Origin of the sequence: Leifsonia shinshuensis (assembly GCF_031456835.1) — a bacterium.
In the GTDB taxonomy this organism is placed as follows: Bacteria; Actinomycetota; Actinomycetes; order Actinomycetales; family Microbacteriaceae; genus Leifsonia; species Leifsonia shinshuensis_C.
This window is the reverse complement of the sequence record NZ_JAVDVK010000001.1, coordinates 2,961,006-2,983,838: the sequence shown is the minus strand read 5'-3', so window position 1 is coordinate 2,983,838 and position 22,833 is coordinate 2,961,006. Positions and strand designations below refer to the sequence as shown.

Annotated in this window: 25 protein-coding genes and 1 pseudogene; 8 read left to right on the top strand and 18 right to left on the bottom strand. The window is 72.0% G+C overall.

The window, feature by feature from the left end:
• Positions 1-55 precede the first annotated feature (55 nt).
• A complete protein-coding gene (locus J2W45_RS14555) occupies positions 56-1,945 on the top strand; it encodes an FAD-binding monooxygenase (RefSeq protein WP_310133189.1) in 1,890 nt (629 codons plus the stop codon).
• Positions 1,946-1,954: 9 nt separating this feature from the next.
• Here the strand turns inward: J2W45_RS14555 and J2W45_RS14550 are convergent, their stop codons facing one another.
• The 3 genes and pseudogenes from J2W45_RS14550 to J2W45_RS18430 all read right to left on the bottom strand — a co-directional run.
• Positions 1,955-2,527 (bottom strand): hypothetical protein, encoded by a 573-nt coding sequence (locus tag J2W45_RS14550; RefSeq protein WP_310133187.1) that lies wholly within the window; start codon positions 2,525-2,527, stop codon positions 1,955-1,957.
• On the bottom strand, positions 2,520-3,170 hold the full coding sequence (locus tag J2W45_RS14545) for a glutathionylspermidine synthase family protein (RefSeq protein ID WP_310135053.1): 651 nt from the start codon (positions 3,168-3,170) through the stop codon (positions 2,520-2,522). Before J2W45_RS14545 ends, J2W45_RS14550 begins: the two co-directional genes overlap by 8 nt.
• Before the next feature lie 139 nt (positions 3,171-3,309).
• Positions 3,310-3,735 (bottom strand): annotated as a pseudogene (locus J2W45_RS18430) (glutathionylspermidine synthase family protein); the annotation flags it as partial.
• A gap of 86 nt (positions 3,736-3,821) precedes the next feature.
• Here J2W45_RS18430 and J2W45_RS14535 point away from each other — a divergent pair.
• Positions 3,822-4,748 (top strand): MBL fold metallo-hydrolase, encoded by a 927-nt coding sequence (locus J2W45_RS14535; protein ID WP_310133182.1) that lies wholly within the window; start codon positions 3,822-3,824, stop codon positions 4,746-4,748.
• A 111-nt stretch (positions 4,749-4,859) separates the two neighbouring features.
• On the opposite strand, the gene J2W45_RS14530 is transcribed toward J2W45_RS14535, so the two are convergent.
• Positions 4,860-5,510: an IclR family transcriptional regulator gene (locus J2W45_RS14530; protein ID WP_396427122.1), complete on the bottom strand. Its 651-nt coding sequence runs from the start codon at positions 5,508-5,510 to the stop codon at positions 4,860-4,862.
• A 116-nt stretch (positions 5,511-5,626) separates the two neighbouring features.
• Positions 5,627-6,094 carry a hypothetical protein gene (locus J2W45_RS14525; protein WP_310133179.1) on the bottom strand — a complete coding sequence of 156 codons (468 nt, stop codon included), beginning with the start codon at positions 6,092-6,094 and terminating at the stop codon, positions 5,627-5,629.
• A 227-nt stretch (positions 6,095-6,321) separates the two neighbouring features.
• Between J2W45_RS14525 and J2W45_RS14520 the strand changes: the two genes are divergently transcribed.
• Both J2W45_RS14520 and J2W45_RS14515 read left to right on the top strand, forming a co-directional pair.
• Positions 6,322-7,353: a glycoside hydrolase family 6 protein gene (locus tag J2W45_RS14520; protein WP_310133178.1), complete on the top strand. Its 1,032-nt coding sequence runs from the start codon at positions 6,322-6,324 to the stop codon at positions 7,351-7,353.
• Positions 7,354-7,355: 2 nt separating this feature from the next.
• Positions 7,356-7,796: a hypothetical protein gene (locus J2W45_RS14515; protein WP_310133176.1), complete on the top strand. Its 441-nt coding sequence runs from the start codon at positions 7,356-7,358 to the stop codon at positions 7,794-7,796.
• A gap of 6 nt (positions 7,797-7,802) precedes the next feature.
• Here J2W45_RS14515 and J2W45_RS14510 read toward each other — a convergent pair whose 3' ends face one another.
• The 7 genes from J2W45_RS14510 to J2W45_RS14480 form a co-directional block, all read right to left on the bottom strand.
• Entirely contained in the window at positions 7,803-8,681 is an 879-nt protein-coding gene (locus J2W45_RS14510) for an alpha/beta fold hydrolase (RefSeq protein ID WP_310133174.1), read from the bottom strand.
• A 61-nt stretch (positions 8,682-8,742) separates the two neighbouring features.
• Positions 8,743-9,372 (bottom strand): HAD-IA family hydrolase, encoded by a 630-nt coding sequence (locus tag J2W45_RS14505; RefSeq protein ID WP_310133172.1) that lies wholly within the window; start codon positions 9,370-9,372, stop codon positions 8,743-8,745.
• An 86-nt stretch (positions 9,373-9,458) separates the two neighbouring features.
• The gene (locus J2W45_RS14500; RefSeq protein ID WP_310133170.1) at positions 9,459-10,589 is read right to left on the bottom strand and encodes an NAD(P)/FAD-dependent oxidoreductase; all 1,131 of its coding nucleotides are present in this window, start codon (positions 10,587-10,589) and stop codon (positions 9,459-9,461) included.
• Between the two features lie 5 nt (positions 10,590-10,594).
• Positions 10,595-11,614 carry a Gfo/Idh/MocA family protein gene (locus J2W45_RS14495; RefSeq protein WP_310133168.1) on the bottom strand — a complete coding sequence of 340 codons (1,020 nt, stop codon included), beginning with the start codon at positions 11,612-11,614 and terminating at the stop codon, positions 10,595-10,597.
• Positions 11,611-12,381: an amino acid ABC transporter ATP-binding protein gene (locus J2W45_RS14490; protein ID WP_310133166.1), complete on the bottom strand. Its 771-nt coding sequence runs from the start codon at positions 12,379-12,381 to the stop codon at positions 11,611-11,613. The genes J2W45_RS14495 and J2W45_RS14490 overlap by 4 nt, the downstream gene beginning before the upstream one ends.
• Positions 12,378-13,166: an amino acid ABC transporter permease gene (locus J2W45_RS14485; protein WP_310133164.1), complete on the bottom strand. Its 789-nt coding sequence runs from the start codon at positions 13,164-13,166 to the stop codon at positions 12,378-12,380. The genes J2W45_RS14490 and J2W45_RS14485 overlap by 4 nt, the downstream gene beginning before the upstream one ends.
• Before the next feature lie 18 nt (positions 13,167-13,184).
• Positions 13,185-14,051 carry an ABC transporter substrate-binding protein gene (locus tag J2W45_RS14480; RefSeq protein ID WP_310133161.1) on the bottom strand — a complete coding sequence of 289 codons (867 nt, stop codon included), beginning with the start codon at positions 14,049-14,051 and terminating at the stop codon, positions 13,185-13,187.
• A 186-nt stretch (positions 14,052-14,237) separates the two neighbouring features.
• Here J2W45_RS14480 and J2W45_RS14475 point away from each other — a divergent pair, with 186 nt between their 5' ends.
• Complete coding sequence (locus J2W45_RS14475; RefSeq protein WP_310133159.1) at positions 14,238-15,356, top strand: LacI family DNA-binding transcriptional regulator; 1,119 nt, start codon at positions 14,238-14,240, stop codon at positions 15,354-15,356.
• A 52-nt stretch (positions 15,357-15,408) separates the two neighbouring features.
• Here J2W45_RS14475 and J2W45_RS14470 read toward each other — a convergent pair whose 3' ends face one another.
• Complete coding sequence (locus J2W45_RS14470) at positions 15,409-15,624, bottom strand: hypothetical protein (protein ID WP_310133155.1); 216 nt, start codon at positions 15,622-15,624, stop codon at positions 15,409-15,411.
• Positions 15,625-15,709: 85 nt separating this feature from the next.
• Between J2W45_RS14470 and J2W45_RS14465 the strand changes: the two genes are divergently transcribed.
• Positions 15,710-16,660: a GlxA family transcriptional regulator gene (locus J2W45_RS14465; protein ID WP_310133153.1), complete on the top strand. Its 951-nt coding sequence runs from the start codon at positions 15,710-15,712 to the stop codon at positions 16,658-16,660.
• On the opposite strand, the gene J2W45_RS14460 is transcribed toward J2W45_RS14465, so the two are convergent.
• The 5 genes from J2W45_RS14460 to J2W45_RS14440 form a co-directional block, all read right to left on the bottom strand.
• Positions 16,633-16,902 carry a hypothetical protein gene (locus J2W45_RS14460; protein ID WP_310133150.1) on the bottom strand — a complete coding sequence of 90 codons (270 nt, stop codon included), beginning with the start codon at positions 16,900-16,902 and terminating at the stop codon, positions 16,633-16,635. The genes J2W45_RS14465 and J2W45_RS14460 overlap by 28 nt on opposite strands.
• A 153-nt stretch (positions 16,903-17,055) precedes the next feature.
• Positions 17,056-17,229 carry a CsbD family protein gene (locus tag J2W45_RS14455; protein ID WP_310133148.1) on the bottom strand — a complete coding sequence of 58 codons (174 nt, stop codon included), beginning with the start codon at positions 17,227-17,229 and terminating at the stop codon, positions 17,056-17,058.
• A 91-nt stretch (positions 17,230-17,320) separates the two neighbouring features.
• On the bottom strand, positions 17,321-17,689 hold the full coding sequence (locus J2W45_RS14450) for a MarR family winged helix-turn-helix transcriptional regulator (RefSeq protein WP_310133146.1): 369 nt from the start codon (positions 17,687-17,689) through the stop codon (positions 17,321-17,323).
• Positions 17,690-17,830: 141 nt separating this feature from the next.
• Positions 17,831-18,388, bottom strand: a complete 558-nt coding sequence (locus tag J2W45_RS14445; protein WP_310133144.1) for a MarR family winged helix-turn-helix transcriptional regulator — start codon at positions 18,386-18,388, stop codon at positions 17,831-17,833.
• A gap of 34 nt (positions 18,389-18,422) precedes the next feature.
• Complete coding sequence (locus tag J2W45_RS14440) at positions 18,423-18,728, bottom strand: DUF7882 family protein (protein ID WP_310133142.1); 306 nt, start codon at positions 18,726-18,728, stop codon at positions 18,423-18,425.
• Positions 18,729-18,860: 132 nt separating this feature from the next.
• On the opposite strand from J2W45_RS14440, the gene treY reads away from it, so the two are divergent.
• Both treY and treZ read left to right on the top strand, forming a co-directional pair.
• Positions 18,861-21,125 (top strand): malto-oligosyltrehalose synthase, encoded by a 2,265-nt coding sequence (treY, locus tag J2W45_RS14435; RefSeq protein ID WP_396427093.1) that lies wholly within the window; start codon positions 18,861-18,863, stop codon positions 21,123-21,125.
• Positions 21,122-22,831 (top strand): malto-oligosyltrehalose trehalohydrolase, encoded by a 1,710-nt coding sequence (gene treZ / locus J2W45_RS14430; protein ID WP_310133139.1) that lies wholly within the window; start codon positions 21,122-21,124, stop codon positions 22,829-22,831. The genes treY and treZ overlap by 4 nt, the downstream gene beginning before the upstream one ends.
• Positions 22,832-22,833 lie beyond the last annotated feature (2 nt).

The following is a 22,833-nucleotide window of genomic DNA, read 5'->3' as shown; positions in this document are numbered from 1 at the left end:
GATATGCGAACACAGTGTTCGCATAATGAACGACTTACGACGAAGTGAGGCTCCCGTGCAGTTCCACCACCACGGCTACGTTTCCGGCGACCCGCGCATCCACGAGCCCGCCGGCACGGGGATCGACCGGCCCGCCGAGCTCCCCGACGAGGTGGATGTGCTCATCGTCGGATCCGGCCCCGCCGGGATGATCGCAGCGGCGCAGCTGGCGCAGTTCCCGAACGTGGTCACGCGCCTCGTCGAACGGCGCCCTGGACGTCTCGCCATCGGGCAGGCGGACGGCATCCAGGCGCGCAGCGTCGAGACCTTCCAGGCCTTCGGCTTCGCGGAGCGGATCATCGCCGAGGCGTACCGCATCACCGAGATGGCGTTCTGGAAGCCCGACCCCGCCGACCCCTCCCGCATCGTCCGCACCGCGCGGCCCGTGGACGACCCCACCGGCGTCAGCGAGTTCCCCCACCTCATCGTCAACCAGGCCCGGGTGCTCGACTACTTCGCCGAGGTCGCGGCGAACTCGCCGTCCCGTCTAACGCCCGACTACGGCTTCGAGTTCGTCGGCCTGACGGTCGGGGAGGGCGAGCATCCCGTCGCCGTCACGCTCCGCCGCACGGCCGGGCCGGATGAAGGGTCCGAGCGGGTCGTGCACGCGAAGTACGTCGTCGGCGCCGACGGCGCGCGCAGCCGCGTGCGCGAGGCGATCGGCTGCCACCTCGCCGGCGACCAGGCGAACCACGCCTGGGGCGTCATGGACGCGCTGGCCGTCACCGACTTCCCCGACATCCGGACGAAGTGCTCGATCCAGTCGGAGGCGGGCAACATCCTGCTGATCCCCCGGGAGGGAGGCTACCTGTTCCGGATGTACGTCGACCTCGGCGAGGTGCAGCCGGGCGACAACGGCGCCGTGCGCTCCACCAGCATCGAGCAGATCATCGCGAAGGCGAACGCCATCCTGCACCCGTACACGCTGGACGTCCGGAACGTCGCGTGGCACAGCGTCTACGAGGTCGGCCACCGGCTCACCGACCGCTTCGACGACGTGGAGCCGCACGAGCTGGGCACGCGCACCCCGCGCGTCTTCATCACCGGCGACGCCTGCCACACCCACAGCGCCAAGGCCGGCCAGGGCATGAACGTGTCGATGCAGGACGGCTTCAACATCGGCTGGAAGCTCGGGCACGTGCTCGACGGACGCGCGCCGGAGTCGCTGCTCGCCACCTACTCCGCCGAACGCCAGGTGGTGGCGAAGGACCTCATCGACTTCGACAAGCAGTGGTCGACGCTGATGGCGAAGAAGCCGGAGGAGTTCGCGAGCCCGTCAGAGCTCGAGGACTTCTACGTGCGCACGGCCGAGTTCCCCGCCGGGTTCATGACGCAGTACGCCCCGTCGCTGATCGTCGGGGAGGCCGCGCACCAGGAGCTGGCGGCGGGCTTCCCGATCGGCAAGCGCTTCAAGTCGGCCCCGGTGGAGCGGGTGTGCGACGGCAACCCGGTGCACCTGGGCCACCACGCCCGCGCGGACGGCCGCTGGCGCATCTACGTCTTCGCCGACGGGGCGGCCGCCGGGCAGCCCTCCGCCGTCGCCGACCTCGCCGAGTGGCTGGCGACCGCCCCGGACTCCCCGCTCGCCGCGACACCGGAGGGCGCCGACCCGGACGCCTGGTTCGACGTGAAGGTCGTCTACCAGCAGGACCACACGGCCGTCGACCTCGGCGTCGTGCCGCCGCTGCTCCTGCCGCGGGTGGGACCGTTCGGCCTCATCGACTACGAGAAGGTGTACGCGGCGGACCCCGCCCAGGACATCTTCGCCGAGCGCGGCATCGACCGTCGCGGTGCGATCGTGGTGGTGCGTCCCGACCAGTACGTGGCACACGTCCTGCCGCTGACCGCGACCGCGGAGCTCGCGTCGTTCTTCGCACCGATCCTGCGCACGGCGGTCAGCGCCTGAGGCGGGGGCTCACCCTCCGACGCTGACGCCCTCGCGGGCGCCGCCGATCCCCAACTTGCCCGAGCTGCCGAAGCCGCCCTTCAGCGGCGCCCGCTCGCCGGCTGCGGCACCGGCGGGGGCGCGCTGCACGACATCCGGTTGGAGGTTGGCGCTCGTCCACGAGAAGCCGCCGTTGCGGACCGGCGCCCAGGATGCGACGCGGCTGCTGTTCCAGATCGACGCGCCCCAGAGGATCGGGCCGATCCAGGGCGCGTGGTAGTGGCCCGGGTAGGCGGACGAGGACTCGCACAGCGACTCCGGGTCGTCGTCGACCTGGGTCCCCTCGGCGCGGAGCGCATTCAGCTGCTCCGTCACGTCGGCGATGCAGTCCTCCCGGGTGCGGTACTCGGGGCGCCGGGCGTCGTCCGGCAGCACGTAGTGCGTGCCGTCGGAGGCGACCCGGACGGTCCCCTGCTCGTCCGCGCTGCACCCGGCCAGGAGCAGAGTGGCGGCCGCGAGCGTCGTCACGCCGGCGGCGACGCGGGGGACGCTGCGGTGGGCGGCGGCGATGCCGCGCAATTCGATGGGACCTCGCTTACGCACGATCGCCGTCCTCCACGCCGGCCTCGATGAAATGGGGGACGAACTCGGCGAGATCACCGGTGATCGGGCCGCTCGTCTCCCTCAGGTCGATCCCGGCCGGGCTGTCACCGACGACCCAGGACCCGATCACCGCCGTCTTCCCGGGGATGGGCGCGAACGTCGCACGCTCCTGGAAGACGAACCCCTCGTCCCCGTACGGGCCGTCCTCCTCGGCGACGACCGCGCCGTCGGCGTCGTGCAGCGACACGTTGGCACCCTCGCGGCCGAGCCGCGGCTTGCGGACGTAGCGCCGCCCCGCGAGCGCCGCAGGGTCGGCGTACGCGGGCAGGAGATTCGGATGCCCCGGGAAGAACTCCCACAGCACGACGAGGAGCTGCTTGTTGCTGAGCAGCAGCTTCCACGGCGGCTCGACCCACTGCGTGGTCCCCCTGCTCTGGAGGAGGAAGCCGCCGAACTGCTCGTTGACCATCCACTCCCACGGGTACAGCTTGAAGATGTGGTGGACGGGCTCGCCGTCGGCGTCGAGGAAGACAGCTGCATCCACATCCCACTGCAGGTCCTCGATGAAGACCAGCTTGGGGTCGAAACCGGCGGCCGCGGCGGTTTCCGCCATGTACGCGACCGTCTCGAAGTCCTCGACGATGAGCGTGCCGTCGCCGGAGTCGTGCAGCGACGCGAGGTGCAGGCGCGCGCCGGGGGGCGAGTCCCCAGCGCGCGCGGCGGATGTGCTCCCACTGCTCGACCAGCTGCTCGTGCAGCGAGTTGAACTGGTCGGACCCCTCGCCGCGCACCTCGGTCAGCCACTGCCACTGGGCCACCGCGGACTCGACGAGCGACGTGGGGGTGTCGGCGTTGAACTCGAGCAGCGAGACGGTCCCCTGTCCGTCGTAGGCGAGGTCGAACCGGCCGTAGACCGTGGGGTCGTCGGCGTCCCAGGATTCGGCAACCAGGTCGTGGAACCGCGACGGGATGCCGAACTCGGCGAAGCGGCGCGCGCGCACGATGTGCTCCACCGCATCCATGCACCGGTCGAACAGCTCCTGGGTCGCTGCCTCGATCAGCTCGACTTCGGCCATCGAGAAGGCGTACGCGGCCGTCTCGTTCCAGTACGGGCGGCCGCCCTCGGAGGGGAGGTCGTAGAACGTGAATCCGATCCGGTCCAGTCGCGCCCGCCAGTCCGGCCGGGGTGTCGTCTCCAGACGCCGCATCCGGTCCCCCTCCCGCCGGCCCGACGCTCGGCCACCACAGCGTAACCGAAACGGTGTCGTCGGCGGCGGCGGTCTAGCCTGACGGGGTGACCGCCTTCGCGACCCTCGCCGGCGGGGTGCACGCCGTGCGCATCCCGATGCCGGCCGGAGGGCTGCCCTTCAGCCTCGCGTACCTGATCGAGGACGCCCGCGGACGCCTGCTGGTCGTCGACCCGGGGTCGCCGACCGCCGAGGCGCAGGCTGCCCTCATGGGGGCGGTGGATGCGCTCGGCCGGCGCCCCGCGGACGTGGCCGCAATCGTACTGACCCACCTGCACGCCGACCACGCGGGCGGGGCCGAGGAACTGCGGCGGCGGACCGGCGCGCCCGTGCTCCTGCACCGCCGGGAGCAGGAGGCGCTGGACGCGCTCGCGAGCGGTCCGCCCGCACCCGACCTCGACGCGTGGGGTGTCCCGGCCGAGCGGCGGCCCGAGCTGCAGGCGGCCGCCACGGCGCCGGTCGTGCCGTCGCTGCGCCGCGCGGACGGCCTGCTCGAGGACGGCGACCTGCTCGATGTGCCGGGCCGGCGCCTGCGCGTGCTGCACACTCCCGGTCACACGCCGGGCTCCGTCTGCCTCCACGATGAGGATGCAGGGCTCGTCCTCAGCGGCGACCACGTGCTTCCGACGGTGAACACGGGGCTCGGGCTCGGCGGTCCGAGCGCCTCTAACCCGATCGCGGACTACCTCGCGTCGCTGCGCCGGGTCGCCGCGCTGGACGGGCCCGACGTCCAGGTGCTGCCCGGGCACGAGCATCCCTTCACGGGCCTCGCCGACCGCTGCGCGGTGCTGGCCGAGCACCACCTCCGCCGCGCGCGGGAGGTCGCCGCGCATCCCGGCGGCACGGTCTGGGAGGTGGCCGCCTCACTCACCTGGACCGGTGGCTGGGACGCCCTCCGCGGCTTCACCCTGCTGTCCGCCCTCTCGCAGACCGCCCTGCACCGCGACTTCGTCGCCCGCGCGCCCCTCCCCTGACCCGCGCCCGCGCCCGCGCCGCCAGCCCCCATCGTCGAGTACACGAAAAGTGCACGCTTAACCCCCCTAAACCGTGCACTTTTCGTGTACTCGACGGAGGGGGGATGCGCGTCAGCGGAGGTCGGACTCGATCGCGGCGGCGGCGGCGCGCAGGCGGGCGCCGATCGCGGGCGCGTCCACGTCGTTCGTGACGTAGACGACCGCGAGGGCCGCGACCGGCTGCCCGGGCGCACGGACCGGGACCGCGATGGATGCCAGGCCCGCGATCACCTCGTCGTGACTGGTGGCGTAACCGCGCTCGTGGGCGAGGGCGGCCTCGTCGCGCGGGTGCTCGCCCGGCAGCTCGCGCCACTGCGCCTCGGTGAGCGCCGACTGGATGGCGATGCCGGGAGCCCCGGAGGCGAGCGGATGCCGCGTCCCCGGCCGCTGCGCGACGGTGGCGTGCGCGTGCGACGGCTCCACGGTGACCAGCGTGACCACCTCGTGCCGGTCGAGCACCGCCAGGAACGCCGTCATCGACAGCTCGTTCGCGACGGCGGTGAGCTGCGGCAGCGCCGCGGACTGCAGGTCGCGCGACACCGACCGGGCGAGGCTCGCCATCCGGGGCCCGAGTTCGACCGCGCCGGACGCATCCCGCACCACCAGGCCGTGGTCCTCGAGCGTGCGGAGGATGCGGTACGCGATCGAGCGGTGCAGGCCCAGCCCCGCGGCGATGGCCGGGATGCTCATCGGCTCCCCGGCGTCGGCCAGGAGTTCGAGCATCCGGATGCCGCGCGACAGTGTCTGCAGCGGAGGCGTCGCGGCCTGGGCGGAGCGGGCATCGTCGATCGAGGGCACGTGTTCGATTATAGAAACGACCACGCGGCGCCGGGCTGCGGTCAGACGGAGACCGGCTGCCGCGTGTTCACCACATCCACCCGGGCGTCGATGAACGAGTGCACGCTCTCGTGGATGTGGTACTGCGTGTGCGACAGCCGCACCTCGCGCGCATGGAGCAGCGCGCGGGCGGCGGCACGACGGGCGCGCAGCCGGCCGAGCGAGACGGCGGCGCCGACCAGCACCGCGCAGGCGAGCACTGCGGCGGCAGCATCCACGAGGGCCATCCACGCCGGCGCGGCCGCGAGGGCGAGCCCCCAGCCGCCGGCCACGAGGGCGAGCAGGACGCCGCTCGTCCAGAGCGTGGTGCGGGCGAGGGCCAGGGGATGCGCGGCCAGCAGGGCACGCGCCTCGGCGGTCTCGCGCTCGTGCTGGCGGCGGCGCTCTTTCGCCCAGTGCAGGTCGCGCTCGTGGCGGCGGGCGAGGAGTTGAGCCCGGTCGTGGGCAGGGTTGTAGGAGGTGGTGTGCACGATACGTCCTTTGCAGCGTTCGGGTTCTCCCGCGGGGCCGGGTTCGGGTTCGGCGTCCGCGGGGCTACAGGCAGTAACTCGGGTGTGTGACATCGCGAGCCTAGCCAGAAAGACCGTTCTGTGGGTCGTTTGGAGGACACGGGTTTGTCCCCCAATTCGGGCGTCACATGCCTGCAATGCGACGCTGTTAGGGTGTGGGCTTCCGAAGCAGTCCGAAAGGGGAGCGGATGCGTAAACCGGTGCTCGTCGTGGCGCTCGTCGTCGCGGCCCTGATCATCGCGGGGGGTCTGACCCTCGGGCTCACCCGGCCCGCGGCGGCTCCGACCGCGGCCACGGCGTCCGCCCCGGCGCCGACCGCGACGCCGACTCCCGACGCTCCGCGCGCCTTCGCCTCGACGCGCCTGTACCTCGATCCGAACACCGAGGCTGCCGCCGCACGCACGCGGATGGACCAGCAGGGCGACACGGCCTCCGCACTGATCGCCGGCCGGATCGCCGACATCCCGACGGCCGTGTGGCTCGGCGAGTGGTTCCAGGGCGACCGGTTGGTGACCGAATTGCGGAACGATGTGGCGGACGCGCGCGCCCAGCAGGCGACCCCCGTCTTCGTGGCGTACGCCATCCCGAACCGCGACTGCGGCGGCTACTCGAAGGGCGGCCTCGCCCCCGACCAGTACCTGCCATGGATCCGCACCATCGCCGCGACGCTGGCGGACAGCCACGCCGTCGTCCTGCTCGAGCCGGACTCGCTCGCGATGCTCGCGGACCCTAAGTGCGGCGACTCCGCCTCCGTGCGGCTCCCCCTGCTCAAGGCGTCGGTCGGCATCCTCGAAGCCGCGGGCATCGCCACCTACCTCGACGGCGGCAACGCCCGCTGGCTCTCCCCCAGCGCTCAGGCCGCGTGGCTCGAGAAGGGCGGCGTCGCGGGCGCGCACGGCTTCTTCACCAACGTCTCGAACTTCGACACCACCCAGCGGGAGCGCGACTACGCGGGCAAGCTGTCGTCCAAGATCGGCTGGAAGCACTACGTCATCGACGTCTCGCGGAACGGCAACGGCTGGACCGGCACCTGGTGCAACCCGCCCGGCGCCAAGCTCGGCCAGGACCCGAAGGTGACCGAGGGCGACGGCGGCAAGCTCGACGCCCTGCTGTGGGTGAAGCACCCGGGTGTGAGCGACGGCAGCTGCAACGGCGGACCGGCCGCGGGCGTCTGGTGGCAGGAGGGTGCCGAGGCGCTCGTCCGCGGCGGCAAGGGGTGACGATGGATGGATGCGCGCAGCTCGCCGAGGCCTGCGCCCGTGTCGCAGCGCGCACGTCCGACCCGGCGCAGTTCCTGCGCGAACTCGGTCACGAGGCGGCCGGCGTGCGGCGCGGACCGCGCTGGCCGCTGGACGCCGGACGCGGCGGCTCGAACCGCATCCGCGGGCGCGGCTTCCGCCGCCACGTCGACGACGGAACCGACGGGCAGGCCCGGCACTTCGCGGGCATCGTGGCCGTCGCCGCACGCCTGGGCACGCGCACGACCCGCTGGCTGTCCATCCATGTCGGGCGGGATGCGCCCGAGTCGGCCGACGGCCGGCTCACCGACCACGCCCTCGACTTCGTGGGCGGCCTGCGCTCGGGCGAACTGCAGCCCGCCGACGCCGCCGACTGGGTGCGGTCGACGATCTGCGGTCAGGGCAGCGGCCTCACCAGCCGCTGAGCGCGGCTACCCGCTGGGCGGCAGGTGCTTGCCCCGGTGGATCTCGTAGAGGCTCGCGTGGCCCGGAGAGTCGGGGTCGTCGACGATCGGCTGGTCCGCCATGAACAGCCGGATGACGTGCGCCAGCTCACCGGGGTGGCTGAAGTTGATCGCGTGCGCGGCGCCCTCGATCCGCACGACCAGCACATGGTTGTCGGTGGCCGACGCGATCTCCTGCACGCGGTCCGGGTGCGGCAGCAGCGGGTCGCGGTCGCCCAGGACGACGAGGGTCGGGATGTGCAGCTCCAGCAGGCGGTCGAGCGACGGGTACGAGGTGAGCGCGCTGAACATCTTGAAGGTGCTGGGCACGCCGAACCGGAGGTAGTCGGGCGTGGCGACCCGCACCATCCGTGGCGGTTCGCGTCCGCCGTCACGGGTCAGCTGGCCGACGGCGCGCCGCAGGGGCCGGTTGTAGGCGCCGCCAGCCGGCGACACCAGGACGGCTCGGTCGATGCGGTCCGGGAAGTGGTGCGCGAACTCGAGGATGACCGGGCACCCCATCGAGTTGCCGACCAACGTGGCCTTCTCGATGCCCCGGTCGTCGAGGAACCGGACGGCGTCCCGCGCCAGGTCCGGGATGTCGAGACCGTTCGGCGACTTCCCGCTGCGGCCGAACCCGGGAAGGTCCGGGACCAGCGTGTGGAACTCCTGGGCGAGCCGCTCCGCGGTCGGCAGCAGGTACCGGCCGGACAGCCCGAACCCGTGAACGTGCATCATCGCCGGCGCATCGGGCGGATCCGGCGATTCGCGGTAGAACACGTCGACGCCGTCGACCACGGTCCAGCGCTCGGCGAGACTCGACGCCGGATGCCGGGGCAGGCGCTTCGGCGCGCTCTTGGTGCTCATGGCGCGATCCTGCTCGGCCGACACCGGGTCGCGCAATGCAGTACCGGCCCGGGCGGCGACGTCAGCCCGCTGCGGCTCGGAGTCCCGAGTAGTCGATCAGCCGCTCGAGTCCTACGGTGACCGGCGACTCGTGGCGGCCGACCACCACGACCCGCGCGCCGGAGGCGACGGCCGCCTGCAGGCCGGCGTCCGCATCCTCGAACACCACGCACTCGGAGATGGGCACGCGGATGCGCTCGGCGGCGAGCACGTAGCCCTGGGGGTCCGGCTTGCCCCGCGCGACGTCCTCCGCCGCGATCAGGACCGGAGGGAGGGGGACGCCGGCCGCGCGCATCCTGCCGATGGCCAGTTCGCGCGGCGCGCTGGTGACCACGGCGACGGGCACGTCGTCGGAGAGCAGCCGGTCGAGCAGCGCGGCCGCGCCCGGCACCTCGACGATGCCGTCGGTGCGCGTGATCTCCTCCGCCACGAGTCCGCGGACGAGCCCGTCGCGGGACTCGACGCTGAGCTCGGGGAGGAAGTGCGCGACGGTGTCGACGGCCTGACGGCCGTGCGCGTACGCCAGGAGTGCTGCGGGGTCGAGGCCGTGTCGCCGGCCGAAGGCGGTCCAGACCGACTCGACGACCGCCGTCGAGTCGACGAGCGTCCCGTCCATGTCGAACAGGAACCCGGCCGCCTCGATCTCATCCACGCTCCGAGCATAGGAGACGCGGGTGACGCGAGGCGGCCGGGCCGGCCGCGCGGAGGGGCCCATCCCACCTGACCCCTCCGCGACGTTCACACCAGCGCGGCGGAGAAGCGCGCGGGGCGGAACGTGTCCAGCAGCGGCGAGGCCTCGCCCGTCAGGATCTCGCGGGCGAGCAGTTCGCCCGCGATGAGCCCGAGCGTGGCGCCGCTGTGCGTGAAGGCGACGAAGTAGCCGGGGATCTGCTCCAGCTCGCCGAGTACCGGCTCACCGTCGCCCGGGATGGGCTTCCCGCCGATGCCGAAGCCGTCGAGCTCGAGGCGCGGGTTGCCCGCGAGCACGCGGGACGCCTCCTCCAGCAGGCGGTCGACGATGCCGTCCGGGACGGTGACCGAACCGTCGTCGCCGACGACCAGCGCCTCCTCCGACCACGCCGAGTCGAGCGCGAGCGCTCCGGTCGGCGTCGGGCGCACGGCGACATTCGGCGTGTTGAGGACGGCCGTCAGCTCGGTCTCCACCGGCTTGGTCCACACCAGGAGGGCCGTGGGGCTGCCGTCCTCGATCGTCACGCCGTGCTCCGCGACCTGGGCGGGGACGCCCGGGCCGGTCGCGAGCAGCACCGCGTCGGCGTCGAAGCGACGCCCGTCCGGCGTGACGGCGCCGACGGCGCGGCCGTCCTCGACCACGACCTCGACGTGACCCGCGGCCGTGATCAGCGTGCCGCCGCGCGAGGTGAACTCGGCGGCGAGGAAGGCGACGAGCGACGGCAGGTCGACCCAGCCCTCCCCTGGGTTGAAGATGGCGCCCTCGGACGCGACGGCGGCCGGGTCGACGCCCGGGGTCCACGCGGCGACCTCGTCGGCCGCCAGCCACTGCGCGTCGTAGCCGATGGCGCGCTCGTGCTCGAGGACCGGGCGGAACGACTCGCCCTCCGGCGCCCAGGTGAGCCCGCCGTCGAACCGGAGGAACCCGGACACGTCGGCGCGCGCCGCGAGGGTGCGGTAACGGTCGATGCCGAGCTGGCGCAGCGCGTGGTACTCCGGCGAGCGCAGGCCCGCGGTGTTGAGCCACGAGAGGGAGCGTCCGCTCGCACCGCTGGCGAGCTCGCCCTCGGTGAGCAGGGTGACCTCGGCGCCGGCGCGCACCAGCTGGGTGGCGGTCGAGACGCCGAGGACACCGCCGCCGATGACGACGACGCGGGAACGGATGGATGGTGCGGTCATGGTGCTCACTTTCGGTTCTGCGAGTGGATGGTGTCGATCAGTTCGAGGGCCGCGAGCGACTCCCGGGGGTCGACGGGAAGGGGCGAGCCGTCGCGCAGTGCGGCGGCGAGGCCGCGATAGAAGGCGGCGTAGTCGCCGGGGACGAGGGAGACCTCGTCGGGATGGGAGTCGGTGCCGACCCGCGCGGGCGCGGTCGCCCGCCCGAGCCGGGGGTCGCCGGGCCGCATGCCGCCGCCGAGCTGTCCCTCCTGCGGGTCGAGGCCCCAGGAGACGAAGCCGGCGCGCGAGCCGAGCACGCGGAACCGCGGCCCGGAGATGGGCGCGACCGCGCTCATCCACAGGTGGCTCGTGGTGCCGGAGTCGTGCTCGAGCACGACGAACGCGTCGTCGTCGGCCGCTCCGCCGCGGCGGTCGCCGATCTCGGCGTGCGCGACGCGCGCGGGGCCGAAGAGGAGGAGGGCCTGGTCGATCAGGTGCGAGCCCAGGTCGAACAGGATTCCGCCGCCCTCGGACGCACCGGTCGTGGACTTCCACGAGTCGTCGATGGCGGGCTTCCACCATTCGAACCGCGACTCGAAGCGCCGCACGTCGCCCAGCGACCCGTCGCCGGCCAGCCGGCGCAGGGTGAGGAAGTCGCCGTCCCAGCGCCGGTTCTGGAAGACGGTGAACGGCACGCCCGCCGCCTCGGCCCGCTCGATCAGCGCGCGACCCGTTGCGGCGTCCGGCGCGAACGGCTTGTCCACGACCGTCGCGAGGCCGGCGGCGACCGCGGCGGTCGCCTGCGCGACGTGCAGCGGGGTGGGCGAGGCCACGACCACCAGGTCGAGTCCGGGATGCGCGAGCAGCGCATCCACGTCGGGCACCGCCCGCGCCCCCGGGTGGTCGGCCGAGAGCCGCTCGGTCTGCGACGTGACGACCGCCGCGAGTTCGAACGCCGGGTCCGCCGCCAGGAACGGCGCGTGGAAGACGCGCCCGGCGACCCCGTACCCGATCAGTCCGACGCGCAGGGGCTCGGCGCCGCTCACAGCACCTCCGACAGGAAGCGCTGCAGGCGGGGGCTCTGCGGCCGGTCGAACAGGTCGTCGGGGCGCCCCGCCTCCACGACGCGTCCCTCGTCCATGAACACGACCTGGTCTGCGACCTTGCGGGCGAAGTTCATCTCGTGGGTGACGACGACCATCGTCATGCCGCGCCGGCCGAGGTCGGCCATGAGGTTGAGGACGCCCTTGACCAGCTCGGGGTCCAGCGCGCTCGTCACCTCGTCGAACAGCATCACCTGCGGCTCCATCGCGAGCGCCCGGGCGATCGCGACGCGCTGCTGCTGGCCGCCAGAGAGGTCGCGCGGGCGGTGGTCCATGCGCTCGCCGAGCCCGACCTCGATGAGGCGTTCCTCGGCGACCCGCTGCGCCTCCGCCTTCGGCATCCGCTTCACGGAGCGCAGGGCGAGCATGACGTTCTGCAGCGCCGTGTGGTCCGGGAAGAGGTTGAAGTGCTGGAAGACGAGACCGATCCGGCGGCGCAGCGCATCCGGCTTGCTGCCCAGGATGCTCTGCCCGTCGAGCAGCACGTCGCCGCTCTTCGGCTCGTGCAGCCGGTTGATCCCCCGGAGCATCGTCGACTTGCCGGAGCCGGACGGCCCGATCACGCAGGTCGTGGTGCCGGGGGCGACCGAGAGCGAGACGCCCCGCAGCACGTCGATGTCGCCGTAGGCCATCGTCAGGTCGACGAGGTCGAGCGCCGATCCGCGGAAGTCCGGGGTCTGCTGCGCGGGCAGCGGAGAGGTGTACGTCATGTGTTGCTCCCGAGGGTGAGGGGGGCGGGCGGCTGGACCTCGTCCAGCTCGTCGAGCCCGCTCTTCGGCGGCGCCGGCTTGCGGCGCCCGGTGCGGAACCGGTTGTCGAAGTAGTTGACGAGGTGGGTGAGCGGCACCGTGATGACCAGGTAGAAGAGGCCGGCCAGCACCAGGGGCGACAGGTTGCCCGTCAGCACGGCCGCGTCCTGGCCGACGCGGAACAGCTCCCGCTCCCCGACCAGCAGGCCGAGGAAGTACACCAGGCTGGAGTCCTTCACGATGGCGATGAACTGGTTGACGAGCGCGGGGAGCACCCGGCGGATGCCCTGCGGCACGACCACCAGGCGCATCGCCTTCGCGTAGCTGAGGCCGAGCGCGCGGCACGCCTCCAGCTGGCCGCGGTCGACGCTCTGGATGCCGGCGCGGAAGATCTCGCCGATGTACGCGGCCGCGATCAGCGACAGCGCCAGGATGCCCAGCGGGTAGGGCGACGGTCCGAAGACCGCCTGCGAGAACCGTGCGAACCCCTGCCCGATGAGCAGGATGGTGAGGATCGCCGGCAGACCCCGGAACACGTCCGTGTAGACCCGGGCGGGGATGCGGAGCCAGCGGGAGGTGGAGATCCCCATGACCGCGACCACCATGCCGAGCACGACGCCGATGACGGTCGCCGCGATCGAGATGATCAGCGTGTTGACGAGTCCGACACCGAGGAGCTGCGGGAAGACCTGCAGCATCGACGGGATGTCGAAGAAGGTGTGCGTGATGGTGTTGAGCCAGTCCATGGGGATCTCCCTGAGCTCCTACTTCGACGGGGTCGGCGTCGAGGTCTGCTCCGCCTTCGGCAGGTACTGCTCGGGCATCGGCGAGCCCGGGAACCACTTCTGGTAGAGCTTCTTCCAGGTGCCGTCCTCCATCGCGGCGTGGAGGGCGGTGTCGAGCGCCTTCTTCAGAGCCGGGTTGCCCTTGGCGATGGCGAAACCGGCCGGAGCGTCGAACGAGGGGATGTCCTCAGCGTCCTTCAGCTGCGGGTACTGGCCCACGTAGCTCTTGGCCGCCTCGTAGTCGAGGAAGTGCGCATCCACCGAGCCGCTGTTGAGGGCGGAGACGGCGGCGTTGTTGTCGGGGAAGCGGACGAGGCTCGCCTTGGGGAAGTTCTTGACGGCGTACGCCTCCTGCAGGGTGCCCTGCACGACGCCGAGGCGCTTGCCCGCGAGGTCCTTCGCGGAGTCGATGCCGCTCGACTTCGTGGTGAGCACCGTCAGGTAGCCCGCGAGGTAGCCGTCGGAGAAGTCGACCGTCTTCTCCCGCTCCTTCGTGATGCCGATGGCCGCGACGCCGACGTCGAACTGGTGGTTCGCGACGGCGGCGAGAAGGCCCGAGAAGTCCTGACCGGTGAAGACCGCCTTGCCGAGGTGGGCGCGCTTGGCGACGTCGGTGAAGAGCTCGACGTCGAAGCCGGTGAAGTCGCCCTTGGCGTTGGTGAAGGTGTACGGCTTCGAGTCGCCGAGGCTGGCGACGCGGACCGTCCCCGCCTCGATGAGCCCGTACGGGTTGTCCTTGGTGGAGCTGCCTGCTGCGCCGCCGGCGCTGCAGCCGGCGAGGACGAGGGCGGCCGCGGCCGCGGCGGCCAGCAGTCCGGCCGGCCGGAGGAAGGTGCGTCGTTTCACTGCGGGGTCCAATCGTCTGGGGGATGGTCGGCGAGAGACAGGACGTGCGATCCTCGTCGATCGGTGGTTGCTGAGACCGGTCTCTGGGGATTACGCTGAGACCGGTCTCAGTTGGTTTTCTGGGACGCTACAACACGTCTCCGGGTTTCGTCAACACCGAGGACGCGACCAGGAAGGGCTCACCGAATGTCCCCACGACCCGGGTCCCGCCGCGCCGTCACGGTGGCCGACATCGCCCGGGCGGCGAAGGTCTCGAAGGCCACGGCCGCCCGAGCGCTCGGCGACTACGGGCAGGTGAGCGACGCGGTGCGGTCGCGCGTCCTGGCCGCGGCCGAGGAGCTCAACTACCGGCCGAACGCGCTCGCACGCTCGATGAACACCGGTCGCTCCAACACGATCGGCGTGGTCGTCGGCGACATCGAGAACCCGTTCTTCGCCCACGCCATGCGCGGCATCTCCGACGTCGCCAACCGCGAGGGCTACGACGTCATCCTCACCAACTCCGACGAGGACGTCGAGGCCGAGCAGGCCGCAGTGGATGTGCTCCTCGACAAGCAGGTCGACGCCCTGATCGTCGCGCCCGCCTCCTCCGCCCGGGTCGGCCACCTCGCCGCCGTCGGCGCGGCGGGGCGCCCGCTGGTGCTGCTCGACCGGCGCGCCGACGGCCGCCCGTACGACTCGGTGACCGTCGACAACCGGGCGGCGGCGGCCCGGGCGACGGCCGAACTGCTGGCCGAAGGCCACCGGCGCATCGCCTTCATCTCCACCCACGACCACCCGGCGGGCGTCTACACCCCGGGCGACACCATCACCATGTCGAGCGTCGCCGACCGCGTCGCCGGCGTGATGGAGGCGCTCACGGACGCCGGCATCCCCTCGCCCGAGCAGAACATCCGGCTGGACGCGCGCCGCCGCGGCGTCGAGGCGGTGGCCCGCGACCTGCTCGAGGGCGACGACCCGGTGACCGCCGTCATCGCGTCGGACAGCCTGATCGCCATGACCGTCTTCCAGACCATCCGCACGCTCGGCCTCAGCATCCCGGGCGACGTGTCCCTGATCTCGTTCGACAACCCGGAGTGGACCGGCATCACCACGCCGCCCCTGACCGTGGTGGAGCAGCCGATCTACGAGCTGGGCGCCGCCGCCGCGCGCCTCGCGCTGCAGCGCATCCACGGCGAGCGGGTGGACGACGCGGCCGTCGTCTTCGACGCCGACCTGCTCCGCCGCGCGTCGGTCGGCCCGGCGCCGCGCGCGGGCGCGCCCGTCGCTGCCCTGTCGGAAACGGAGGGTCGCAACACCCCGTAAAGCCTCCGCTATAACGGCGTGTTGCGACCCCTCGATCCGGCTGGGCCGCGGGTCAGCGGCCCGTCTCCCGGGCGGCCTGCGCTGCGCGCAGGTCGGCCAGCCCCCGCTCGGTCTCGCGTGTGACCGTTCCGCCGCGCGCGAGGATCGCCGCGGGCAGCCAGTCGCTGAGCACGAACCGCTTGCGGACGACCGGCTCCCCGCCGTTGGTCCGGGCCGGATGCCTGACCCAGCCGTGCTCCATCCCCTGTGTCCATGTCGTGTTCGCCATGACCTTCACCTTACGAGCGCAAAGATCCGGACACGAGATGGCTTTAGGTCTATCTTCGCAAAGATACGGCCACTAGACTGCGGGCATGATCCGATCGGTCGCTGTGCCCCTCATCGACGAGTTCGCCATGTTCGAATTCGGGGTCGTCTGCGAGGTCTTCGGGCTCGACCGCAGCTACGCGGGACTCGAGCCGTTCGACTTCCGGGTGTGCACCATCCACCCCGACACGGCAGTGACGAGCCCGGTCGGCGTCCGCGTGACCGCGCCCTACGGCCTCGAGGCGATGGACGACGCCGACCTGATCGCCGTGCCCGCCGCCACGGTGCGAGACGAGTACCCGCAGGAGTTCCTGGATGCGCTGCGCAGAGCGTACGACCGTGGCGCCATCCTGCTCAGCGTCTGCTCCGGCGCATTCGCCCTCGGAGCCGCCGGCCTGCTCGACGGGCGCGACTGCACCACGCACTGGCGGTTCTCCGACGAGCTGCAGCGCCGCTTCCCGGCCGCCCGCGTGGACCCCGACGTCCTCTTCGTGGACGACGGCCGCATCATCACCTCTGCCGGCACCTCGGCCGGGATCGACGCCAGCCTGCACCTCGTGCGCCGGGAGCTCGGGAGCGCGGTCGCCAACACCATCGCCCGCAACATGGTGGTGCCGCCGCAGCGCGACGGCGGCCAGCGCCAGTACATCGACAAGCCGGTCAGCGACTGCGAGGACGACACCTTCAGCGAGCTGATCGACTACCTGACCGAGCGCCTCGACGAGTCGCACACGGTGGGCAGCCTCGCCGAGCGCACCCATATGTCCACGCGCAGCTTCTCACGCCGCTTCGTCGCCGAGACCGGCGTGCCCCCGATGCAGTGGCTCACGACCCAGCGCATCCTGCGCGCGCGACTGCTGCTCGAGACCACGGACCTGCCGATCGACGAGGTCGCCCGCCAGTGCGGCTTCGGGAGCGCGACGCTCCTCCGTCACCACTTCGACGCCGAGGTGGGCGTCCCGCCCACCCGCTACCGGGCGGCCTTCGCCCGGGCGTGATGCCGCGGCGCCAGGTCGTCGCCGCGGTAGTGCCGCAGCAGGCGCCAGTTGCGCAGCGCGAAGTCCGCGCAGATCGCCACGGTCGCCACGCCGCAGACGATGACGCCCCACGCGCGAGGGTTCTCGCCCTGGGTGGGGATGGCCACGGCCAGCGCGACCGTGGAGACGAGCGCCAGCACAGCGAGCAGGCCTCCGATGGCCGCCCTCCGTCCCGCTCGGGTGCGGTCCGTCCGGTCTCCCATGCTCCGGAAATTACTCCGCGGATCGGGTGAACGAAAGTCGAATCACAGGGAAACGGGCGATGAATCGCCGCGCGCGGACCGAGACGGATCCGGACAGCACGAAGCCCCCGCCCACGTGGACCCGTGCGGGGGCTTCGTACGGTTTCAGCAGCCTCAGTCCTTGAAGGCGTCCTTGATCTTCTCGCCGGCCTGCTTGACGTCGGCCTTGGCCTGGTCGCCCTTGCCCTCGGCTTCGAGGCGCTCGTCGCCGGTGGCCTTGCCCGCAGCCTCCTTGGCGTTGCCGCCCAGCTTCTCTCCGGCGTTCTCGATCTTGTCGTCGAGTCCCATGACGTCCCCTTTCAGTGGTCCGTTTCGTCTTCGACGCTCCCACCGTTGTGGAGCCGGGTCTACCCCGCGGGCCCCACCTCGCACCAGACGCTCAGGAGATGCTGTCGCGCTGGTCGAGGGACTCGACCGCCGCGGCCATCCGCCCCAGGAACTCGCGCACCACCTCGGCCTCGCGCGGGTCGAGCTCCCCCGCCGCCGCGAGCATGCGCCGGTGCATCGCCTGCAGCGTGTGGCGCACCTCCTCGTCGGCGCCCGGCGTCGCGACGATGACGAGCGAGCGCCGGTCGGTGGGATGCGGCTGCCGCGCCACCCAGCCGGCGATCGTCAGCCGGTCGAGCATCACGGTCACCGATGACGACTTCAGGTGCAGTTCCGCACCCAGCTCGGCCGGCGTCGCGGGCACTCCCCCGCTCTGCCGCTTCAGCAGGAACCGCAGCGCGCGCAGGTCGTTCTCGCCCATCCGCATGGACTCACGGGTACGACGACGCATCGCCTGCTCGGCTGCGCGGTAGTCGCGCAGCGCGTTCAGGACCTCTACGGTGTGCGGGTCGGCACGGTCGTACCAGTAGCCCCCGCCGGTCTGTGCATCGATACCCCGATTTTACGCGGTGGTCCGAGGCGATGCAGCCCGGGGATGCGGCCGGCCGGTCGCGCCGGCGGCGTCGATGTGGTCGACCGCCTCGCGCATCCTGCGCAGGAAACCGATCACGGTCTCCGCGTCTTCCGGGCTCAGCGAGGCGGCGACGTCGACCAGCTCCTGGCGCATGTCGCCCAGGATGGCGCGCTGCAGCTCGTCCTCGGGCACGGCCGGGACGACGATGAGCGCACGGCGGTCGAATGGACTCGCCTCCCGGCGGATGTGGCCGGCGCGTTCGAGACGGTCGAGCAGTGCCGTGACGGATGAGCTCTGGATGCCGAGGTACTCCGCGAGCTCCTTCGGCCCGACCGAGCGGCCCTGCTCCTGCGCGCGGAGCAGGTAGCGCATCGCGGAGACGTCGTTCTCGCTCATGCGGAGGACTCCCTCGGAGCGCCGGCGCATGGCGGACTCGGCGGCGCCGTAGGCGCGCATCGCCTCCAGCACCTCGAGGCCGGGCGACCGGTCGTCGGCTTCCTCGCGATACCAGTAGTGGCGCGCCGATTCCTGCGTATCGGACGTCATGCCTTAACGATAGAGCACCTACAATCTAGATTCTCTAGCGTTTGGCCGGGTGCGCCGCCGGTTCGGGCATCACGAGCAGTCCGTTGGGCCGGTGCGTTCCGTCCATCAGCGCGTCGAGCCAGTCCCGGTTGAGCGGAGCGATGGTCGACTCGTCGTAGCGGAAGCGGATGTGGAGCCCGTTGTCGACCCAGATCGCCTCCCGGCCGCCGTCGCCGTCGGGCACCCAGCTGAGCGTGAAGCTCTCCCGGCGGCGGAGCTTGGTCGTGATGACGACCTGGAGGTGCGCCAGCAGCCGATCCCCGAACAGGTAGTCCGTCGCACCGTAGCTGAGCACGCCCATTCCATCGCTCCCATCCCGTTCGACCGTCCGTACGGACGGTATGTAGTTAGTCTATCCATATAGCTTGCTTGTCTAGCAATACGCCCCGCTGCGGAATTCAAGGCCTTCGCGCGCCCGCGTGATCCCCGGAGAATGAACACTGTGAGCACCTACCGTCTTCAGATCTCCCCCGACTTCACGCTTCGCGACGCCACCCAGGTGCTCGACTACATCCAACGGCTCGGCGCGGAAGGGGTCTACCTCTCGCCGCTGCTCGAAGCCGAGCCCGGCTCGATGCACGGCTACGACGTCGTCGACCACAGCCGGGTGGACTCCTCGCGCGGCGGCCCGGAGGCGCTCTCGGAGTTCTCGGACGCCGCCCACGCGCGCGGGCTCAAGGTGCTCGTCGACATCGTCCCCAACCACATGGGCGTCGCGACGCCCGCCGTCAACGCCTGGTGGTGGGACCTGCTGACCCTCGGCCGCGACTCGCGCTACGCCTCCTACTTCGACATCGACTGGGAGTTCGGGAACGGCCGTCTGCGCCTGCCTGTGCTCGGCGACGGTCCGGACGAGGAGGACGCCCTGCGCGTCGAGGACGGCGAGCTGCGCTACTACGACCACCGCTTCCCCATCGCCCCCGGGACCGGGGACGGCTCGCCGCGCGAGGTGCACGCACGGCAGAACTACGAACTCATGTCGTGGCGGCGGGCCGACGCCGAGATGAACTACCGCCGCTTCTTCGCCGTCACGACGCTCGCCGGACTGCGGGTCGAGGACCAGCAGGTGTTCGACGACACGCACCGCGAGATCGGCCGGTGGTTGCACGAGGGTCTCGTGGACGGCCTCCGCGTCGACCACCCGGACGGCCTCCGCGATCCCGGCCAGTACTTGGAGCGCCTGCGCGCCCTGGCCGGCGACAAGCCGATCTGGGTCGAGAAGATCATCGAGGGCGACGAGCGGATGCCCGACTGGCCCGTGCAGGGAACCACCGGCTACGACGCCCTCGCCGTGATCGACCGCGTCTTCGTCGACCCGGCGGGCGAGGGCCCGCTGACCGCCCTGGCGGGCGAGTTCGACGACCGGGAGGAGAACCAGGACTGGATCGAGCTGGTCCACCGCCGGAAGCGCGCGGTCGCTGACAGCATCCTCCGCTCCGAGGTGCTGCGAGTGGTCCGGGAGCTGGGCGAGGGCTTCGACGAGGAGGTCGCGGATGCGGTCGCCGAGCTGGCCGCCTGGTTCCCGGTGTACCGCAGCTACCTCCCGTTCGGCGCCGAGTACCTGGAGGAGGCGCGCCTCGCGGCCGCCGAGTCCCGGCCCGATCTCGCGCCGATCATCGCCCGCATCACCGACCGCCTCGGCGACCGCTTCGAGCAGACGACCGGCGCGATCATGGCGAAGGGTGTCGAGGACAACGCCTTCTACCGCTTCACCCGCCTGGTCTCGCTCACCGAGGTCGGGGGCGATCCGTCCGAGTTCGCGCTCTCGCCGGAGGAGTTCCACCGCCGCCAGGCCGACCGTCAGCGGCGGCTGCCCGACTCGATGACCGTGCTGTCCACCCACGACACCAAGCGCGGCGAGGACACGCGCGCCCGCATCTCCGCGCTGGCGGAGCTGCCCGGCCGCTTCGAGCGCTTCCTGCGGACGGTGCGCGAGCACGTCGGGATCGGCGACGGGTCGCTGGAGAGCCTGCTGTGGCAGTCGGTAATCGGCGCGTGGCCGGCGTCGCGGGAGCGGCTGCAGGCGTACGCCTTGAAGGCGGCGCGCGAGGCGGGCGCATCCACCGCCTGGACCGACCCGGACGAGGCCTTCGAGCAGCGCATGGCCGCGGCCATCGACGCCGCCTTCGACGACGAGCGGGTCCGCGCGGAGGTGGAGGCCCTGTCCGCCGTGATCGACGGACCGGGCGCGAGCAACGGCCTGGGCGCGAAGCTGCTGCAGCTGACGTCTCCCGGGCGCCCGGACGTGTACCAGGGCTCGGAGCGCTGGGAGCGGTCGCTGGTCGACCCGGACAACCGCCGCCCGGTCGAGTTCGACGCCGCCGCGGCCCTGCTCGCCCACATCGACGAGGGATGGCAGCCCGAGATCGACTCGTCGGGCGCGGCCAAGGTGCTGGTCACCTCGCGCGCCCTCCGGCTGCTGCGCGACCGTCCCGAGCTGTTCACCGGCTACCGCCCGGTGTACGCGGAGGGATCGCGCGCCGGCCACCTCATCGGGTTCGACCGCGGCGGGGCCATCGCCCTCGCGACGCGGCTCCCGGTCGGGCTCTCCGCCACCGGCGGCTGGGCCGACACCACCATCGACCTCGGGGAGGCATCCATGCGCGACGAGTTCACCGGCGCCGAGTACACGGGACGCGTCCCGCTCAGCGCCGTGTTCGAGCGGTACCCGGTCGCCCTGCTGGCGGTGACGCGATGACGGCGGCGACGCCGGCCACCCGGCGCTTCCCGGTCTGGGCGCCGAGCGCACGCAGTGTGGATGTGGTGATCGACGGCCTCGGGACGTTCCCGCTCACCCCGGTGCCGTCGACCTCGGACACGCCGGCCGGAGGCTGGTGGGAGCTCGCCGAGCCGCCCGCGCTGCCCGGGCACCCGGTCGACTACGGGTTCCTCGTCGACGGCGAGGGCCCGTTCCCGGACCCGCGGTCGCTGCGACAGCCGCGTGGCGTGCACGAGCTGAGCCGCGAGTTCGACCCGCGCGCACACGAGTGGACGGACGGGGCGTGGGAGGGACGCGACCTCGTCGGCGCGCTGATCTACGAGCTCCACATCGGCACGTTCACCCCCGAGGGGACGCTGGACGCCACCATCGCCCGTCTCGACCACCTCGTGGAGCTGGGCGTCGACGCGGTCGAAGTGCTCCCGGTGAACGCCTTCAACGGCACGCACAACTGGGGCTACGACGGTGTGCTGTGGTACGCCGTGCAGGAGCAGTACGGCGGGCCGGAGGCCTACCAGCGGTTCGTCGAAGCCTGCCACCGGCGCGGACTCGCCGTCGTGCAGGACGTCGTCTACAACCACCTCGGCCCGAGCGGCAACTACCTGCCGAAGTTCGGCCCCTACCTCGGTCAGGGCGCCAGCACGTGGGGCGTCAACATCAACCTCGACGGCCCGCTGTCGGACGAGGTGCGCCGCTACATCCTGGACAACGCCGAGTACTGGCTGCGCGAGATGCACGTGGACGGGCTGCGACTGGATGCCGTGCACGCCCTCCAGGACCACCGGGCCACGCATCTGCTCGAGGAACTGGCCGTGCTCGCCGACGAACTCGGCGGCGAGACCGGCCGCCTGCGGACGCTGATCGCGGAGAGCGACCTCAACGACCCGAAGCTGATCCGCACCCGCTCGCACCACGGCTACGGGCTCCACGCCCAGTGGGACGACGATGTGCACCACAGCATCCACGCCAACCTGACCGGTGAGGACACCGGCTACTACGCCGACTTCGCCGAGCCCGAGGCGCTGGTGAAGGTGTTCGGCCACGGCTTCTTCCACGACGGCACCTGGTCCAGCTTCCGCGAGCGCCGCCACGGCCGCCCGCTCGACCCGGACATCCCCTTCACGCGCCTGGTCGCGTTCAGCCAGGACCACGACCAGATCGGCAACCGTGCCGCCGGCGACCGGCTCACCGCCACGCTCGACCCCGGCCGCCTCGCGGTCGCCGCCGCACTGACGCTGCTCGGCCCCTTCACGCCGATGCTGTTCATGGGCGAGGAGTGGGCGGCGGCGACCCCCTGGCAGTTCTTCACCTCCCACCCGGAGCCGGAGCTCGGCAAGGCGACGGCGGAGGGCCGCATCGCGGAGTTCGCGAAGATGGGCTGGGACCCGGCCATCGTCCCCGACCCGCAGGACCCGCAGACCTTCCAGCGCTCGAAGCTCGACTGGTCCGAGCTCGACCGCCCGGAGAACGCCCGGATGCTCGACTGGTACCGCACGCTCACCGCTCTGCGCCGCAGCATCCCCGCCGATGCGCCGGCGACGGACGTCGCCTACCGCGACGGCGTCTTCCGCTTCGCGCGCGCGGGCCTGCTGGTCGAGGTGAGCCTCTCCGGAACCGGCCTCGGCGAGCCCCCCGCGGACGCCGTCGCCGCCTTCGGCGAGGCGGTGCGGGTCACCCGCGCCTGACG